The organism is Ruegeria marisrubri (genome assembly GCF_001507595.1).
Lineage (GTDB): Bacteria > Pseudomonadota > Alphaproteobacteria > Rhodobacterales > Rhodobacteraceae > Ruegeria > Ruegeria marisrubri.
This window is the reverse complement of the sequence record NZ_LQBQ01000035.1, coordinates 133,452-149,198: the sequence shown is the minus strand read 5'-3', so window position 1 is coordinate 149,198 and position 15,747 is coordinate 133,452. Positions and strand designations below refer to the sequence as shown.

16 protein-coding genes are annotated in these 15,747 nt (G+C 65.3%); 5 read left to right on the top strand and 11 right to left on the bottom strand.

What is annotated here, in order from left to right:
• Positions 1-108 precede the first annotated feature (108 nt).
• The 5 genes from panB to AVO45_RS14880 all read left to right on the top strand — a co-directional run bounded on the left by panB (position 109) and on the right by AVO45_RS14880 (position 6,388).
• The gene (gene panB / locus AVO45_RS14900; protein ID WP_068348707.1) at positions 109-948 is read left to right on the top strand and encodes a 3-methyl-2-oxobutanoate hydroxymethyltransferase; all 840 of its coding nucleotides are present in this window, start codon (positions 109-111) and stop codon (positions 946-948) included.
• The gene (panC, locus tag AVO45_RS14895; RefSeq protein WP_068348349.1) at positions 945-1,796 is read left to right on the top strand and encodes a pantoate--beta-alanine ligase; all 852 of its coding nucleotides are present in this window, start codon (positions 945-947) and stop codon (positions 1,794-1,796) included. Before panB ends, panC begins: the two co-directional genes overlap by 4 nt.
• Before the next feature lie 68 nt (positions 1,797-1,864).
• Positions 1,865-3,343 (top strand): glycerol kinase GlpK, encoded by a 1,479-nt coding sequence (gene glpK, locus AVO45_RS14890; protein ID WP_068348347.1) that lies wholly within the window; start codon positions 1,865-1,867, stop codon positions 3,341-3,343.
• A 137-nt stretch (positions 3,344-3,480) separates the two neighbouring features.
• A complete protein-coding gene (locus AVO45_RS14885) occupies positions 3,481-4,710 on the top strand; it encodes a DUF3179 domain-containing (seleno)protein (RefSeq protein WP_068348345.1) in 1,230 nt (409 codons plus the stop codon).
• 13 nt (positions 4,711-4,723) lie between these two features.
• Positions 4,724-6,388 (top strand): sulfatase-like hydrolase/transferase, encoded by a 1,665-nt coding sequence (locus AVO45_RS14880; protein ID WP_068348344.1) that lies wholly within the window; start codon positions 4,724-4,726, stop codon positions 6,386-6,388.
• A 4-nt stretch (positions 6,389-6,392) separates the two neighbouring features.
• On the opposite strand, the gene smpB is transcribed toward AVO45_RS14880, so the two are convergent.
• The 11 genes from smpB to AVO45_RS14825 all read right to left on the bottom strand — a co-directional run bounded on the left by smpB (position 6,393) and on the right by AVO45_RS14825 (position 15,709).
• Entirely contained in the window at positions 6,393-6,869 is a 477-nt protein-coding gene (gene smpB, locus AVO45_RS14875) for an SsrA-binding protein SmpB (protein WP_068348343.1), read from the bottom strand.
• Positions 6,870-6,926: 57 nt separating this feature from the next.
• Positions 6,927-8,186: a flavin-dependent oxidoreductase gene (locus tag AVO45_RS14870; protein ID WP_068348341.1), complete on the bottom strand. Its 1,260-nt coding sequence runs from the start codon at positions 8,184-8,186 to the stop codon at positions 6,927-6,929.
• A gap of 58 nt (positions 8,187-8,244) precedes the next feature.
• Entirely contained in the window at positions 8,245-8,787 is a 543-nt protein-coding gene (idi, locus tag AVO45_RS14865) for an isopentenyl-diphosphate Delta-isomerase (RefSeq protein WP_068348339.1), read from the bottom strand.
• 221 nt (positions 8,788-9,008) lie between these two features.
• Complete coding sequence (locus AVO45_RS14860) at positions 9,009-9,422, bottom strand: c-type cytochrome (RefSeq protein ID WP_068348337.1); 414 nt, start codon at positions 9,420-9,422, stop codon at positions 9,009-9,011.
• Positions 9,423-9,537: 115 nt separating this feature from the next.
• Positions 9,538-10,557 (bottom strand): P1 family peptidase, encoded by a 1,020-nt coding sequence (locus AVO45_RS14855; protein ID WP_068348335.1) that lies wholly within the window; start codon positions 10,555-10,557, stop codon positions 9,538-9,540.
• 84 nt (positions 10,558-10,641) lie between these two features.
• A complete protein-coding gene (locus AVO45_RS14850) occupies positions 10,642-11,388 on the bottom strand; it encodes an SDR family oxidoreductase (RefSeq protein ID WP_068348333.1) in 747 nt (248 codons plus the stop codon).
• 66 nt (positions 11,389-11,454) lie between these two features.
• A complete protein-coding gene (gene arfB, locus AVO45_RS14845) occupies positions 11,455-11,874 on the bottom strand; it encodes an alternative ribosome rescue aminoacyl-tRNA hydrolase ArfB (RefSeq protein ID WP_068348331.1) in 420 nt (139 codons plus the stop codon).
• A gap of 38 nt (positions 11,875-11,912) precedes the next feature.
• Positions 11,913-12,563: a queuosine precursor transporter gene (locus AVO45_RS14840; protein ID WP_068348329.1), complete on the bottom strand. Its 651-nt coding sequence runs from the start codon at positions 12,561-12,563 to the stop codon at positions 11,913-11,915.
• A 61-nt stretch (positions 12,564-12,624) separates the two neighbouring features.
• Positions 12,625-13,509, bottom strand: a complete 885-nt coding sequence (locus AVO45_RS14835; protein ID WP_068348327.1) for an esterase-like activity of phytase family protein — start codon at positions 13,507-13,509, stop codon at positions 12,625-12,627.
• Entirely contained in the window at positions 13,482-14,345 is an 864-nt protein-coding gene (gene mepA / locus AVO45_RS14830; protein WP_068348324.1) for a penicillin-insensitive murein endopeptidase, read from the bottom strand. Before mepA ends, AVO45_RS14835 begins: the two co-directional genes overlap by 28 nt.
• Positions 14,345-15,709 (bottom strand): MFS transporter, encoded by a 1,365-nt coding sequence (locus tag AVO45_RS14825; RefSeq protein WP_068348322.1) that lies wholly within the window; start codon positions 15,707-15,709, stop codon positions 14,345-14,347. Before AVO45_RS14825 ends, mepA begins: the two co-directional genes overlap by 1 nt.
• Positions 15,710-15,747 lie beyond the last annotated feature (38 nt).

The following is a 15,747-nucleotide window of genomic DNA, read 5'->3' as shown; positions in this document are numbered from 1 at the left end:
CCCCCAAACCTCAGGTCAATCAAGGAATTGTTGGCGCAACCGGTCTTTGAAAATGGGGGCGCGCTCTGCTATGCCGCGCTGCAACATGACTTGTCCACAGGACCCGAAATGAGCGCGACAGCCCGCAAGAAAGCCCCGAACGCCGAGGATATCCGAGCAAGAAAGGGCGGCGAGCCACTGGTCAGCCTGACCGCCTATACGACACCGATGGCGCGGCTGATGGATGCCCATTGCGATTTCGTCCTGGTGGGCGACAGCGTCGGCATGGTGCTGCATGGGCTGACCTCGACCCTGGGCGTGACGATGGAGATGATGATCCTGCACGGCCAGGCCGTCGCGCGCGGGCTGGAGAAGGCGATGATGGTCATCGACATGCCCTTTGCCAGCTACGAGGAAGGCCCGGCACAGGCCTTCCGCAACGCCGCGCGGCTGATGGCCGAGACCGGCGCGGGCGCGGTCAAGCTGGAAGGTGGGGTCGAGATGGCCGAGACGATCCGCTTTCTGGTCAGGCGCGGCATCCCGGTGATGGCGCATATCGGGCTGACGCCGCAATCGATCAACACGCTGGGCGGCTACAAGGTGCAGGGCCGCGACGACCAGGCCGAGGCGGTGCTGGCCGACGCCCGCGCCGTGGCCGAGGCCGGGGCGTTTTCCGTCGTGCTCGAGAAGGTTCCGCAAGGGCTGGCCGACCGGATCACTGCCGAAATTCCGATCCCCACCATCGGCATCGGCGCCTCGGCGGGCTGTGACGGGCAGATCCTGGTGGTCGACGACATGCTGGGCTTTTTCACCGCCTTCAAACCGAAATTCGTCAAACGCTATGCCGAGCTCGGCCCGCTGGCCGAGGCCGCCATCGCCGAATACGCCGCCGAGGTGCGCGCCCGCACCTTCCCGGCCGCCGAACATGTCTTTGCCGATCAGGCCCCTGCGAAAGGATCAAGGAAATGACTGCCCCCATCCTGCGCCGGCTGGCCGATCTGCGCGCGAAAACATCGCAATGGCGCCGCGCGGGCGAGGTGATCGGCGTCGTGCCCACCATGGGCGCGCTGCATCAGGGGCACCTGTCGCTGGCCGAGACGGCGCGGGCGGACTGCGACCGGGTGATCGTCACGATCTTCGTGAACCCCAAGCAGTTCAACAATCCCGAGGATCTGGAGAAATACCCCCGCACCGAGGCCGAGGACGCGATCAAGCTCGCCCCCTATGGCGTTGACGTGATCTATGTGCCGGAACCCGAGGAAGTCTATCCCGCGGGCTTTGCCTCGACCGTATCGGTCGCCGGGCTGACCGACGTGATGGAGGGCGAGTTCCGGCCCGGCCATTTCGACGGGGTCGCCACCGTGGTCGCCAAGCTGTTTTTGCAGACCAGCGCGGACCGGGCCTATTTCGGGGAAAAGGACTATCAGCAGTTGATGGTCGTGCGCCGCATGGCCCGAGACCTGGACATCCCGATCGAGGTGATCGGCTGCCCCACCGTGCGCGAGCCCTCGGGGCTGGCGATGTCCTCGCGCAACCTGCGCCTGTCGCCCGAGGGGTTGCAGGTCGGGGCGCGGATGAACGCCGTCATGCGCGACGTGGCCGAGGCGCTTGGCCGGGGCGCGGCGTTCGAGGCGCTGGCGCGCAAGGCGATGGACGATCTGCGGCTGGCGGGATTTTCCGAGGTCGAATATCTCGACCTGCGCTGCGCCGAAACGCTGGAACCGCTTACCGGCGCGACCCGCCCGGCGCGCTTGTTCGCCGCCGCCTGGGTCGACGGCGTGCGTCTGATCGACAATATCGAGGTGCCGCCCGCCTGAACTGAGGGCTGGCCGGATCGGGCCGCTTCGCGCTAGTCTCCCGGCAAAACGACAGGGAGAGGGCGGGCATGACCCATATTCTGGCCATCGACCAGGGCACGACGTCGACTCGGGCCATTCTGTTTGACGCGCAGATGCGGGCCGTGGGCACGGCGCAGATGGAATTCACCCAGCATTTCCCGCAGGAAGGCTGGGTCGAGCACGACCCCGAGGAGATCTGGGAAAGCACCCTCAAGGTCTGCCGCGACGTGATGGCGGCGCAGGGCGTGTCGGCCTCGCAGATCGCCGGGATCGGCATCACCAACCAGCGCGAGACCACCGTGGTCTGGGACCGCGCCACCGGCAGGCCCGTGCACAACGCCATCGTCTGGCAGGACCGACGCACCGCCGGGATCTGCGAGCGGTTCCGCAGTGCCGGCTGCGAAGATGACGTCACCGCCCAGACCGGCCTGCTGCTGGATCCGTATTTCTCGGGCACCAAGGTCAAATGGCTGCTCGACACCCTCCCCGGCGCGCGCGACCGGGCCGAGGCGGGCGAATTGCTGTTCGGCACCATCGACTCTTTCCTGATCTGGCGCCTGACCGAAGGCCGGGTGCATGCGACGGACGCCACCAATGCCGCACGCACCCTGCTGTTCGACATCCATGACGGCACCTGGAGCGCAGAGATCTGCGACCTGCTGGACGTTCCGATGGAAATGCTGCCCGAGGTGCGCGACTGCGCGGCTGATTTCGGGCACACGACGCTGCTGGGCGGGGAAATCCCGATCCTCGGGGTCGCGGGCGACCAGCAGGCGGCGACGATGGGGCAGGCCTGTTTCCGTCCGGGCATGATGAAATCCACCTATGGCACCGGCTGTTTCGCGCTGCTCAATACCGGCACGACGCCGGTCGAGTCGCAAAACCGCCTGCTGACCACGGTCGCCTACCAGTTGGACGGCCAGCGGAGCTATGCGCTGGAAGGTTCGATCTTCATCGCCGGCGCGGCGGTGCAGTGGCTGCGCGACGGGCTGGGAATCATCGAGAATGCCGCCCAAAGCGGCGAGTTGGCGGCGCAGGCGGACCCGACACAAAAGGTCGTTCTGGTGCCGGCCTTCACCGGCCTCGGCGCGCCTTATTGGCAGCCCGACTGCCGGGGCGCGATTTTCGGGCTGACCCGCAATTCCGGCCGTCCCGAGATCGCCCGCGCCGCGCTGGAGAGCATCGCCTACCAGACCCGCGACCTGTGGCAGGCCATGCAGGGCGACTGGGGTTCCGATGCGCACGTGATCCTGCGTGTCGATGGCGGCATGAGCGCCTCGGACTGGGCGATGCAGGGGCTGGCCGATCTGCTGGGCGCGCCGGTCGATCGCCCGGTGATGCAGGAGACGACGGCGCTTGGTGCCGCGTGGCTGGCCGGGATGCGGGCGGGCGTCTATCCCGATCAGGCGGGATTCGCGGAAACCTGGGCGCTGGATCGCCGGTTCGAGCCGGCCATGCCCGCCGACGCGCGTGACGCGGCCTATGCCCGCTGGCAGCGCGCGGTGCAGGCCGCAATGGCGTTCTAGGCAAAACCGGAACGGGGTGGCCACAAGGCCGCCCCCGGCCTCCCGACACGGCCCGGCCGGGACCTGCCCGAGGCCTGCAGACTATCACTGCAGACCTTCTTTGGCATAACATGGTCAGGGAATCGGGAGTTTGCCCAATGATTTCCAACATTGTTTTTTATCTGTCTCTCATCATTTCGCTTGGGATTGGAGTTCTGTATTTCCGCGACCTCGGCGACGTCAGCCAGATGGTCGTGAAGGTGAAACGCGACAACATGCTGCGTTTCATTCGCCACGAATACAAACTGATCGGAACGGCTCTGGCGGCATTGGCGGTGATGGTATTCGTCCACCTCGCGTTCGATGCCGGGCCCGGCTGGCTGTGCTGGACGGCACTGGCACTGGGGCTGTTCCTGATCGCCTTCCCCTACGTGTGGGTCCATGTCGGCCTGCGGAACCAGAAATCGAACGCGCAATTCTACAGCATCGACGAAGCCAGGGAATTCGTCAGCCCGACCAGCCCGGTTCTGGTCATCGAAAGCGGCGGCCAGGCGCGGGCCTTTCCGGACGCACAGATCATGCGTCCGCACCTGGCCGGCAATGACGAAGGGCTGGATGGCCACAACGTGATCATGACCTATTGCGCGATGGCCAACCTCGGCATCGGATACACGCCCGAGGTCGAGGGGCAGGCCCTCGATCTCGAAGTGATGGCCCAGCACGGCAACAACCTGATCCTGCGTGACAACAGAACCGGCGAGCCCATACAGCAGATCTACGGGTTCCGCGAGGCCGATGGCACCCGGACCGAGTCCGGCGCCGCCTGCCCCCTGAAACCTTCTTTGGCGATGAAACCCTGGCCGACGTTCCGGATGACGTTCCGGGGCTTTCGCAAGGCCTATCCCGACGGGCAGGTGTTTCTGAACAAGCCGTCCGGCAATCCTTTGCTGTTCCTGTTCGACGCGTTCACGGAAAAACTGTTCTCGGCCGAGATCGGCAGGCAACACCGCGAGGCCGCGCCGATCATGGACAACATGAGCCGCCACGATGACCGGCTGGAGAACAAGACCTATGTCTGGGGGATCGACATAGGGGATGATGCCGTCTGCTGGACCGACGATTTCGTGATCGAGCAGGGCAACATCTTCAACGCCCAGGTCGGCGGCCGCCCCGTCGTGATCGCCTGGCATCCCCGATATGAAAGCCTTGGCGCCTGGTTCAACGATACCGGCGCCCCGGTGACGCAGATCGATTTCTTCGGAGAAACACCCGCGGGCAAGCTTCAGCGGGTGGATACATTGAAACCGGGACTGTTCTGGCACGTCTGGGCCGAGTTTTTCCCGCATACCGACATCAATCGCATGTCCAAAATGGCGCGGGCCGCGTGAAAAGGGGATTGTCATGAAGACCGTGATTTCAGCACTTGCCGCCAGTCTGGCAGCGACCTGCGTCTGGGCTCAGGGCCCGGAACTTGCCCACGATGCGGAATATTACATCCTCAAGGCGCAGCACGCGGAACAATGGGTGCAGGACGATGCGGCCGTCGATGCCGCGCTGGCCGCGTTCCGAGAGCGCAACGGCGGCCAGCCTCCGAACATCGTCAGCGTGCTGATCGACGACATTGGCTTTGGCGAAATGGGAATTCCCGAGCTGAATGCCGTGCGCGGATATGAAACCCCCAATATCAACGCGTTCTCGGACGAGGCGATGCGCATGGTCCGGATGTATACCGAGCCGTCCTGCACGCCGACGCGCGTGGCGCAGATGACGGGGCGCCTGCCGGTGCGGATGGGAATGGGCGACACGACGGTGGACATCGCGGGTTTCGGCCTGCCGGAAGACGAAGTCACCCTGGCCGAAGTCCTGAAGGGCGCGGGCTATTCCACCAGCCATGTGGGCAAATGGCACCTGGGTGACATCGCCGAAAGCTGGGCGATGAACCAAGGGTTCGACTATGCCCAGCACGCCATCCATCAACAGGGCCAGTTGACCATCTTTCACGACGACGCGATCCGAGAGCAGGTCTCGGTCGGGATCGCCGATTTCGACCCAATCTACACCCTGGACGACCTGTTCCGCCCCGATGCCTCGGCCATGATGACGGTGATCGAAGGCACGGCAGAGGGCCCCATCCGGGAAATCCGCATGGAGGCCGGCGAGCGCTGGAATGCGGCCAAGTATGACGAGATGAACCAGGCCTTTCAGGACAAGACGCTGGATGAGCTGAAGCGGCTGGCCGCGGCGGAAAAGCCATTCTTTCTGCAGTATTGGCCCATGATCCCCCTGGACAACACCCGCGCGGGCCGGGATGGGCCGCAGAGCCCGAACGGCGGGCTCTATGTCGACAAGATGCAGTTGCTGGACCAGTGGCTGGGCGATCTGTTCGCGGAAATCGACGCGTTGGGCCTGGCGGACAACACCGTCGTCGTCGTGATGGGCGACAACGGCCATTTCACAAAATATGCGCCGCAGTCGGGGTTTTCGCCCATGATCTACAAGGGCGGCAAGGGGGATACGTCCGAGGGCGGCGTGCGCGTCGACGCCTTCATTCGCTGGCCGGGAATGATCGAAGCGGATTCGCTGATCAACAACATCATCCACGTCTCGGACCTGTATACGACGCTGTCGCGGTTTGCCGGGGCGACGGGGTTCATTCCGACCGACAGGCTGGTCGATGGCGTGGACCAGTCCGCCTCGATCCTGTTTGCGGACGAGGGCAAAGGCCGCAGGGACAGCGTGATCATCTATTCCGTGGACAAGCCCAAGGCCATCGTGAAGGACAAGCTGCGCCTGAACCTGCCCGCCCCCGGCGAAAGCCCGATCCTTGCCGAGTTCTATGACCTCTACCGGGACACGCACGAGAAATACCCGGTCTCGACCGAAGTGGGCGCGTGGGGCGGCCAGGAATTCGTCCGCATTCTGGGCCGGCACCTGGCCCGCAAGGAAAAATACCCCGATACGCCGCCGGCCCATGGCGTGCCCTACGAAGGCGTCGAGAACATCCGACCGGAAACGGCCCGTGCCGTCGAAGCCTTTCAGATCAAGCGGGCGTCGGTCCAGCAGTAGGGCGTCAGCCCTGCTCTTTCAGCAATCGCTGTTTCTGGCGTGACCAGTCGCGCTTGGCCTGGGTTTCGCGCTTGTCATGGGTCTTTTTGCCCTTGGCGATGCCGATCTTCACCTTGGCCAGGCCCTTGTGGTTGAAATACAGCACCAGCGGCACCAGCGTCATGCCCTTGCGCTGGGTCGCGTTCCACAGGTCCGCCAACTGCTTGCGCGAGACCAGCAGCTTGCGGCGACGGCGCTCTTCGTGCTTGAACACCTTGGCCTGCTCGTAGGGCGGGATATAGCTGTTGACCAGCCACAGCTCGCCATCCTCGACCGCTGCGTAGCTGTCGGCGATGTTGGCCCCGCCCGCGCGCAGCGCCTTGACCTCGGACCCTTCCAGCACGATGCCGCACTCGACATCCTCTTCGATCGCGTAATCGAAGCGGGCGCGCCGGTTCTCGGATATCACCTTGTAGTTCGGGTCTGTTTTCTGCTTGGCCATGACGCGTTGATTTAGGCGGCCTGCGCGGCGCTTGCAAGCCACGCCGGCCGCAATTCGTCAGACCCGGATCCGGGCGCCTTCGGGGATGGTCCGTGGTCGGGCGTTGAGTTCCGCGATCGAAAAGCCCGCGACGGCCTTGTATTTCTCGGCGTGCGCGGCCAGATCGGCGCGCGGGATCACCTGCTCGATATCCTCGAAATCCCCTCCGCACAGGTCCTCGACCTGCTGCAACACGCCATCGGGCCCGCCACCGGCCCGGTTGGCCCGCCCGACGGCGGTGGTCACGGGGCGGATATCGGCCTCGTAGGCGGCCAGCGCGCCGGGAGCCACCCCCCGTTGCAGCAGTTTCGCCCCGATCACGCGGGCGTCGATGATGGCCTGGCTGGCGCCGTTCGAGCCCACCGGATAGGTCGGATGCGCGGCATCGCCCATCAACGTCACCGCGCCATGCGTCCAGCGCGGCAGCGGGTCGCGGTCCACCATCGGGTATTCATAGACCACTTCGGCGCCCCGGATCAGGGCGGGCACGTCGATCCAGTCGAAACGCCAGTCTTCGAAATCGGGCAGGAAATCGTTGATGTCGGCGGCGCGGTTCCAGTCCTCTTTCTTCCACGCGGCATCCAGCGGAAAGCGCTTCTCGGCGATCCAGTTGATCGTGGCGTATCCCTCCGGGTCGGGGTCGGAGATCGGATAGGCCACCAGCCGCAGGTCGTCATGCCCGATCATCACCATCGCGGCCCCGCCGAAATAGGCCGGCGCCCGGGTCGTGGGATCCCACAGGACACGGCCGTTCCAGATCGGCTCGCCCTCGTCGGGATACATCTGCGCCCGGATCGCCGAGTGGATGCCGTCGGCCGCCACCAGCAGGCTGCCCTCGATGCGGCGGCCATCCTCGAGCAGCAGTGTCGCGCCGTCACCGGTGTCCTCGAAGCCGGTGGCGCGCGCGCCGGTCACCACGCAGTCGGGGCCGGCCCGGTCGAGCAGCGCGCGATAGAGCATCATCTGGAAATGCCCGCGATGGACGGAATATTGCGGCCAGGCATAGCCGGCCCAGGTGCCGCGCGGCTCTTCCCAGATGGTCTTGCCCAGCTTGGAATAGAACCCGTATTGCCGGGTTTTGACGCCGATCTCGTCGAGTTCCTCGCCAAGCCCCAGATCCAGCAACTCGCGCACGGCGTTGGGTTGCAGGTTGATGCCCACGCCCAGCGGCTTTATCTCGCGCACCGCCTCGTAGATGCGGAACGGAACCCCGATCTGGTGCAATGTCAGACCCAGGCTGAGCCCGGCGATGCCGCCCCCCGCGATCAAGATGGTCATGGCCTCACTCCCCTAACCTCCGGGGCAGAGAAGCAGGCCAAGGGGAAAGGTTCAAGCCTCAGGATTTGGCGGAAATGATCAGGTCCGGGCCAAAGATCGTGTCGGCATGGTTGTGCAGGTAGATCTTGAGCCACGGGGTGAAGCGTTCGGGGTGGCGTTTCACCTCGGCCAGCAGGTCGTGGTAGTCGATCCAGCGGGTCTCCATCACCTCGTCGGGATTGGGCTCGATCTTCAGCGGGCGACGGGCATGGGCCAGGAACACGTCCACGACCTCGTTCTCGACCATGCCGTTGCCGACATCGGCATGATACTCCAGCCGGTGCCGGTATTCCGGGTAGAGCCCGGTGATTCCCAACTCTTCCTGCAGGCGGCGCACGGCGCAGATCGACGAGGTTTCATCCCAGTCCGGATGGGTGCAGCAGGTATTCGCCCACAGGCCCGGCGTGTGGTATTTCCCCAACGCCCGGCGCTGCATCAGGATCTCGGTGCCGCGCACGACGAAGACGGACACGGCCTTGTGCTTGAGGCCCTTTTCGTGCGCTTCCAGCTTGTCCACCGGGGTCAGTTCGCCTTCGACCCATGCGGGGATCATGATTCCCATTCTGGTTTCTCCTGCTGCCGCTGCGCCGGATGGGCGTCTTGCACGGACTTCGGGATGGCCTGGCGACCCTGCGATTGCGTCAAAACGGATTGATCGACGGACCGGCGTCACTGCAACCGGCCTGCTTTGGACACCAAATTGGCGGCGATCCATGCCCCGATCAAGCGCACGAAAGGCCGCAGGGGCTGCGACCTTTCGGAGCATCAAACTCAGGCGTTACGTCACTCGGAAGCGACGCTTTGCAGGAATGCGAAGATGTCTTCGCCGCCCTCTTTCAGCTTGAAGGTCATTTTCGACTTGGCGCCGGAATCCTCGAGATAGGTCTGCAGGAATTCCTTCGGGTTGCGGGTGTATTCCACGAAGGTGGTTTCATCCCAGACCAGACCCTTTTCACCTGCGGCGACCAGGCTGTCGCTGTATTTGAAGCCTTCGACCGAACCAGCCGGCCGCCCGGCAACCCCGTAGAGGTTCGGCCCGGTCTTGCCGCCCTTGACGATGGCCTCGCCCGCGTCGTTCTCGATGGTGTGGCAGGCCTTGCACTTCTTGAACGCCTTTTCACCTTTCGCGGCATCCCCCTCGGCAAAGGCGGGCACCGCCAGAACGGCGATGATGGCGGACGCAACAATTCGGTTCATGGCACAATCTCCGTTGAATCTCAGATTGCACAAGACAGAGGCCGGATCGACGATCAGTCAACCGGCAGATTGCCGCGCTCGGGCAGCATGTCGCAGCTTTCGCGGGCCAAAACAGTCATTGATTGCCAGAGATGGACGACCAGGTCGGCAAAAGATCGCCGTCGGCCGGGGTTGCCAGATAGATGGCCCGCGCAATGGCACGTGCGAGGCAGAGTGCGGCGGCGTGGCCGACGAGCGCGAGATCACGTTCGGGCAGGGTCATCGGACGTTCCCCGGTGCTGACGCTGAACACCAGATCGCCGTCGCTGGGGGAATGCGCGGGCACCGTGGCGCGTCCGATCCCGTCATGGGCGGCAACCGCCATGCGCTGGCACTGGGCCTTGGTCAGGTCAGCGTCGGTGGCGACGATGGCGATGGTCGTGTTGGCGCGTTCCGATGCCTGCGCCTCCATCAGTTCCAGTCGGCGGCTTTCGAGCCTGCGCCCCAGTCCGGCCGAAGGATCGGGGCCGAGCCCGCCGAACTCGTCCCCGATCTCGAACGGGGCGGCCCAGAAATGCCGGTCGCCGGGTGTCGTGACGCTGCCCATCGGGTTGGCCGCCACCAGCGCGCCGACCGTGGTTCCGTCTTCCAGCACCAGCGAGCTTGAGCCCAGCCCGCCCTTGAGCATCGCCGTCAGCGCGCCGGTCCCCGCCCCCGCGGTGCCCAGCGCGAAACTGTCGGATGCCGCGTCGAGCGCGGCGCGGCCCAGGGCGCGATAGGGGTTTTCGGCCCAGTACTTGTCGCCGCCGTTCAGCAGGTCGAAGATGATCGCCCCCGGAACGATGGGAATGATCGCGTCGGCCACCCGGAATCCGCGCCCCTTAGCCCGCAGCCCGTCGGAGACACCGGAACAGGCATCCAGCCCGAAGGCCGAACCGCCCGACAGGGTGATGGCGTCGACCTGCGCCACCGACTTGTCCGGGGCAAGAAGGTCGGTCTCGCGGGTGCCGGGCGCGCCGCCCATGACGTGGACCGAAGCGGTGAAGGGCCGGTCCGAGGTCAGGACGGTGGCACCGGATTTCAGCCGGTCATCCTGCGCATTGCCGACCAGCAGGCCGGGGACATCGGTGATCAGGTTCTTCGGTCCGGGGATCATGGGGGTCTCGTCCTTTTCTGCGGGAAAGCGCGCTGATGCGCGCTGCCTCCGGCGGGGGTATTTGGGGCCAGATGAAGACGCGGGTCAGATGCAGCGGCCGCCGTCCACCTCGAGCGCGACGCCGGTCACCATGCTGGCCTCGTCCGAGCAGAGGAAACAGGCCGCGTTGCCCATGTCCTCGGGGGTCGAGAAGCGGCCGATCGGGATGGTTGCAAGGAACTTGGCCCGCATCTCGGGGGTGTCTTCGCCCAGGAAGGATTTGAGCAGGGGCGTTTCGCCCGCCACCGGGCAGATGGCATTGACGCGCACGCCTGCCGGGGCGAGTTCCACCGCCATGGTGCGCGTGGCGGTGATCATCCAGCCCTTGGAGGCGTTGTACCAGTTGAGCTTGGGGCGCGGCGAAAGGCCGGCGGTCGAGGCGACGTTCAGGATCGCACCGGTGCCGCGGCCTTTCATGTGCGGCACGAGGGCGCGGGCGGTCAGGTAGACCGATTTCATGTTCACGTTGAACACGCGGTCGAAGTCTTCTTCGCTGACGTCCTCCAGGGGGGTCGGCAGGTGCGTGACGCCCGCGTTGTTCACGAGGATGTCGAGGTGGCCGAAAGTGTCGAGCGCCGCCTGCGCCATCGCCTCGACGGATGCGCCGTCGGCAACGTCCACCTGTTGCGCCACCGTGCCGGCCCCGAGTTCCGCGGCCTTGTCCTGCGCGGCGGCGACGTTGATGTCGGCGATCATCACCCGCGCGCCTTCGGCGAGGAACTTGGCGGCGATGCCTGCCCCGAACCCTGATGCCCCGCCGGTGACGATCGCGGTTTTTCCCTCCAGCCTCATGGCCTTGCCTCCCCTCTTCTCTCGGACCTCGGGCGAAGAGTAGCAACGTGCCGGAAAGATGCCAGACTATTCCTCGGAGACTTTTCCGCGCAGCGCCTTGACCTCGCCCCGCGCCTTCTTGGCAGCCAGCCGTCGCTTGACTGAACCACGTGTGGGTTTCGTGGCAATCCGCCGCTTGGGCTTGACCAGGGCGCGGGTGATCAGGTCGGCGAGACGTTCGCGGGCGATCTCGCGGTTGCGCGATTGCGAGCGGGTTTCGTCGCACTGGATCACGATGGCGCCGTCCTTGGTCCAGCGCCGCCCGGCCAGACGCCTGAGCCGTGACTTGACCGGCTCGGGCAGGGAGGGAGACCGCGCCGCCTCGAAGCGCAGTTCGACGGCGGTCGACACCTTGTTGACGTTCTGCCCGCCGGGCCCCGAGGCGCGCATGAAGCTCTCGGTCAGTTCCCAGTCCTGCAGGATGATATCGTCGGTCACGCGCAACATGGCCTGACCTTACAGGCGGCGCGCAGCGTCGGGAAGGGTCAGGTGGGGCGCGATGACGGGTCCAGCCAGCGCACGATGACCCGGAACGGGACCAGCGCGACCAGCGCCAAAAGCAGCTTGACCAGCCAGTCGGCAAAGGCCAGCGACACCCAGAGCGGCGCCTCGGGGCCGGTGAGCATGAAGGGGGAAGCCTCCCAGGCCCAGCTGATCGCGGCATCGGCAGCGGGGCCGAACAGCGTGATCGAGGCGGAAAAGGCGATGGTGAAGAACAGCGCCGTGTCCAACGCCGAGCCGACCAGGGTCGAGACCAGCGGTGCGCGCCACCAGCGGCCGCCGCGGAAGCGGTTGAACACGGCCACGTCGGTCAGCTGCGCCGCAAGAAACGCCGTGCCCGAGGCCACCGCGACGCGCAGCGGAACGGCGGCGTAGGTGTAGCCGTCGCCTTGCAGCATGATCTGGCTGCCGATCAGCGAACAGACGACGCCCGTGACGAACCCGGCAAGGACCACCTTGCGCGCCGGGCCCGCGCCATAGACCCGGTTCATGACATCGGTGACGAGAAAGGCGAAGGGATAGGTGAACGCGCCCCAGGTCAGCAGACCGTCGAGCAACAGGAACTGCACCAGGATGTTCGAGGCCACCACGATGGTGGCCATGGCGAGAATGCCGGGAATATGCGCGCGCTTCATGTTCCGATGCCCTGTTTTTTACAAAGGCGGCCTTCTACCCATTCCGGCAACGGCTCGCAAGTCACCCGGGCAGGATGTATTCCACCAGCTCGGTGCGTTGCAAAGGCAGGAAATTGTCGTCCGAGATCATCGTGGCCCTGAGCCGTCCATGCTCGTCACGCCAGACCGACAGGCCTTCGAGATTGTCATGGGTGCCGCCATTCGTCTCGAACAGCGTTTCCTCGGCCCGTGGCAGGCCGTCGGCGATCTCCCATCTGCGAAGGCGCGCGCGGAAGCCGATCAGGGACAGCTTGCGTTCGAGGACATAGAGCCGGCCGTCCGGCCCGAAATCCGCGGCCACCGGCAGAAAGCCTCCGCGTGGCGGCAGGGTGAACGGGGTCGACCAGTCACGCCCGTTCCAGCGGTAGACGGGAATGCGGTTGTCGCGGGTCCGGTTCGTCTCGGGCATGGTGTAGAGCCTGCCCTGCCCGTCGATCGCAAGCGCCTCGAATGAACCGTTGGCCGCCAGATCCCGAAATGCGGCAGGGCGGGGCAGGACATGGGCGCGGCCGCCAAGCTCGGTGTAGCGGGCCACGCGGTGAACGCCTTCGAACGAGATATGGATGGTGCCGTCATCGGCGATCGCCAGCCCTTCGGAGTCGCCTGCAGGACCCAGCAACGGACGGTCCTTGCTGGAGCGCACGGGCCAGTTCCGTTCGATCTCGACCGCGGTGATGCTGTCCCCCTCGCGATGGATCCGGGCGGTGGCGATGGTCGCCCGGTCGCTGAGCACGGTGGCGCGCTGGCCGCCCTGGGACAGTTCCAGCGCCGACAGACCACCGAACCATGCCGCGTCATGGCGCAGGGTGTAGCTGCCGATCCATTGCGCCTTCTTGACATCGAGCGCCTGCGCGGACCCGGCGATCAGAAGGGCCGTGATCAGTTGGATCGCAGAACGGAGACGCATTGGCTCGGCAGATCCGCCAGCACGTATTCCCGGCGCTTTTTCGGAGGCGGCGCATTCGGGTCGGGTGGCGGCGGGTTGAGGATGTTGTTCACCCATTGCTGCGCCTCGGCGCATCCGTCCCCCTTGGGCGGCGCGGCTTGATCGACGCAACCGCGCGAGCCGCGCGGGCATTTCAGGCGCACATGGAAGTGATAGTGATGCCCCCACCACGGGCGGATCTTGCGCAGGTAGGCGCGGTTGCCCGTTTCATCCTGGCACATCCGCACCTTGGCGCCCGGAAAGACGAAGATGCGGGCGACACGCCTGTCCTTGGCCGCCGCGCGCAGGATCGCGTGGTGCTTTCCGGTCCAGTTGTCGTTGACATAGGCCCCGCCCGCGCGGCGCAGAGAGATCGACGAGATGTTCTCGCGCGCCTGCCGCGACAGGCGCAGGTTGTTGGCCGGGCGCATCCAGATGTCGATGTCCAGCCCGATCTGATGGCTGCGATGCCCCGTCAACATCGGGCCGCCGCGGGGCTGGCTGATGTCGCCGATGTAAAGGCCGCTCCACCCCCTGAGGCTGGCCGCGTAGCGGCTCAGGTCCTGCACGAAGTCGATCGCCTCGGGATGCCCCCAGTTGCGGTTGCGCGACAGGCGCATGGCCTGCCATGTCGGCCCGGTCTCGGGCAACTGGACCAGGCCCGCCCCGCAACCCTTGGAATAGCTGCCGTAAGCGGCGCTTTTTTGCCGAGAGGCCGCCTTCTGCGCTCCGAACAGCTGTTTGGCCAAGGGTTCGGCGCCGACCGAACTGGCCAGAATCAAGGTTCCTAAAATGGTCAAAATTCGCAGTAAAATCATCAGGTCTGGTCCCCTTCAGGTCTGACCCAGCGCATCAGAAACAGTCCCAGAATAAACAACAGAACAATCGGCGACACCCCCAGCCGGGCATTGCCCGTCGCCACTGTGGCAATGTCGATCAAAAGAGGCGCGGCAAAGGCGGTGGCGCGGCCCGACAGGCCATAGAGACCGAAGCTTTCGACCGGGGCGGCCGGGTCGGTGTGGCGCACCATCATCGACCGGCTGGCCGATTGCAGGATGCCGCCCATGCCGCCGATCAGGATGCCGCAGCCGAAAAACACCATGTCGGGCAGGCTCGATCCTTCGGGCAGGGCGATGCCCAGGATCTGCGTCCGGTCCATCGACACGATCGTGCTGCAGACCAGGATCAGGATCCAGATCGTCGCCAGAATGACAGGCTTGGGTCCGAACTTGCGGTCCAGCTTGCCGCCGATCCAGGCGAACACCGCCGAGGCCAGCACGCTGATGATGCCGAAGACGCCGATCTTGATCAGGTCCCATTCCAGCACCAGCCGGGCATAGACGCCGCCAAAGCTGTACAGCCCGTTCAATGCGTCACGGTAGAACATGGACGATCCCAGGTAGGCGCTGAGGCTGGTGCGGTGGCGCAGGTTGGCCACGGATTTCCCCAGAAGCCGCAGCGCATCCCCGAAACTGCCCGGCTTTGACGCGCGCTCACCGTCGCGGACCCAGAGGAAATAGGGCACCATGAACAGAACGAACCAGCCCGCGGTGAAGGGGCCGACGAAACGCGTGCCCTCGCGCTGGCTGGCGTCGAGGCCGAAAAGCGGGTCCAGCCCGATCAGTGTCTTGCCGTTGGGCTGTTCGACGAACAGCGCCAGCATGATCGCCAACGACAGCAAGCCGCCGAAATAGCCGAAGGCAAAGCCCGAGCCCGAGATCTCGCCGACCTCGTGATCGTCTCCCAGATCGGGCAGCTGCGAATTGATGAAGATCAGCGCGTATTCGGCCCCCACGAAGCCCAGGCCGAAGGCGGACAGCATCAGCCACATGTTCGACCCGTCCGGCATCGTGAACCAGAGTGCCGCCGAACCAACCGCATACATGACCGAAAAGCCAAAGATCCACGGTATCCTGCGCCCCGACACGTCCGCCAGCGCCCCGAACAGAGGCGCGCCGAATGCAATGATCAGGCCGGTGATGGTCAGACAACGCGCCCAGACGCTCTGTGCCTGCGCGGCGGCGGCCTGCGCATCCATCCCGGTGTTGGCGAAGTATTCCGCCGCGACCCCGGCGAAATAGGGACCGAACACGAAGGTGATCAGCAGGGTGTGATAGGGTTGGCTGGCCCAGTCGAAAAACCACCAGCCCCAGATGCGCTTGCGCTTTGAAATCACTGCCATGCCCGCCTCGTTGTTTCTTTCTTACTTATGGGCGGCGG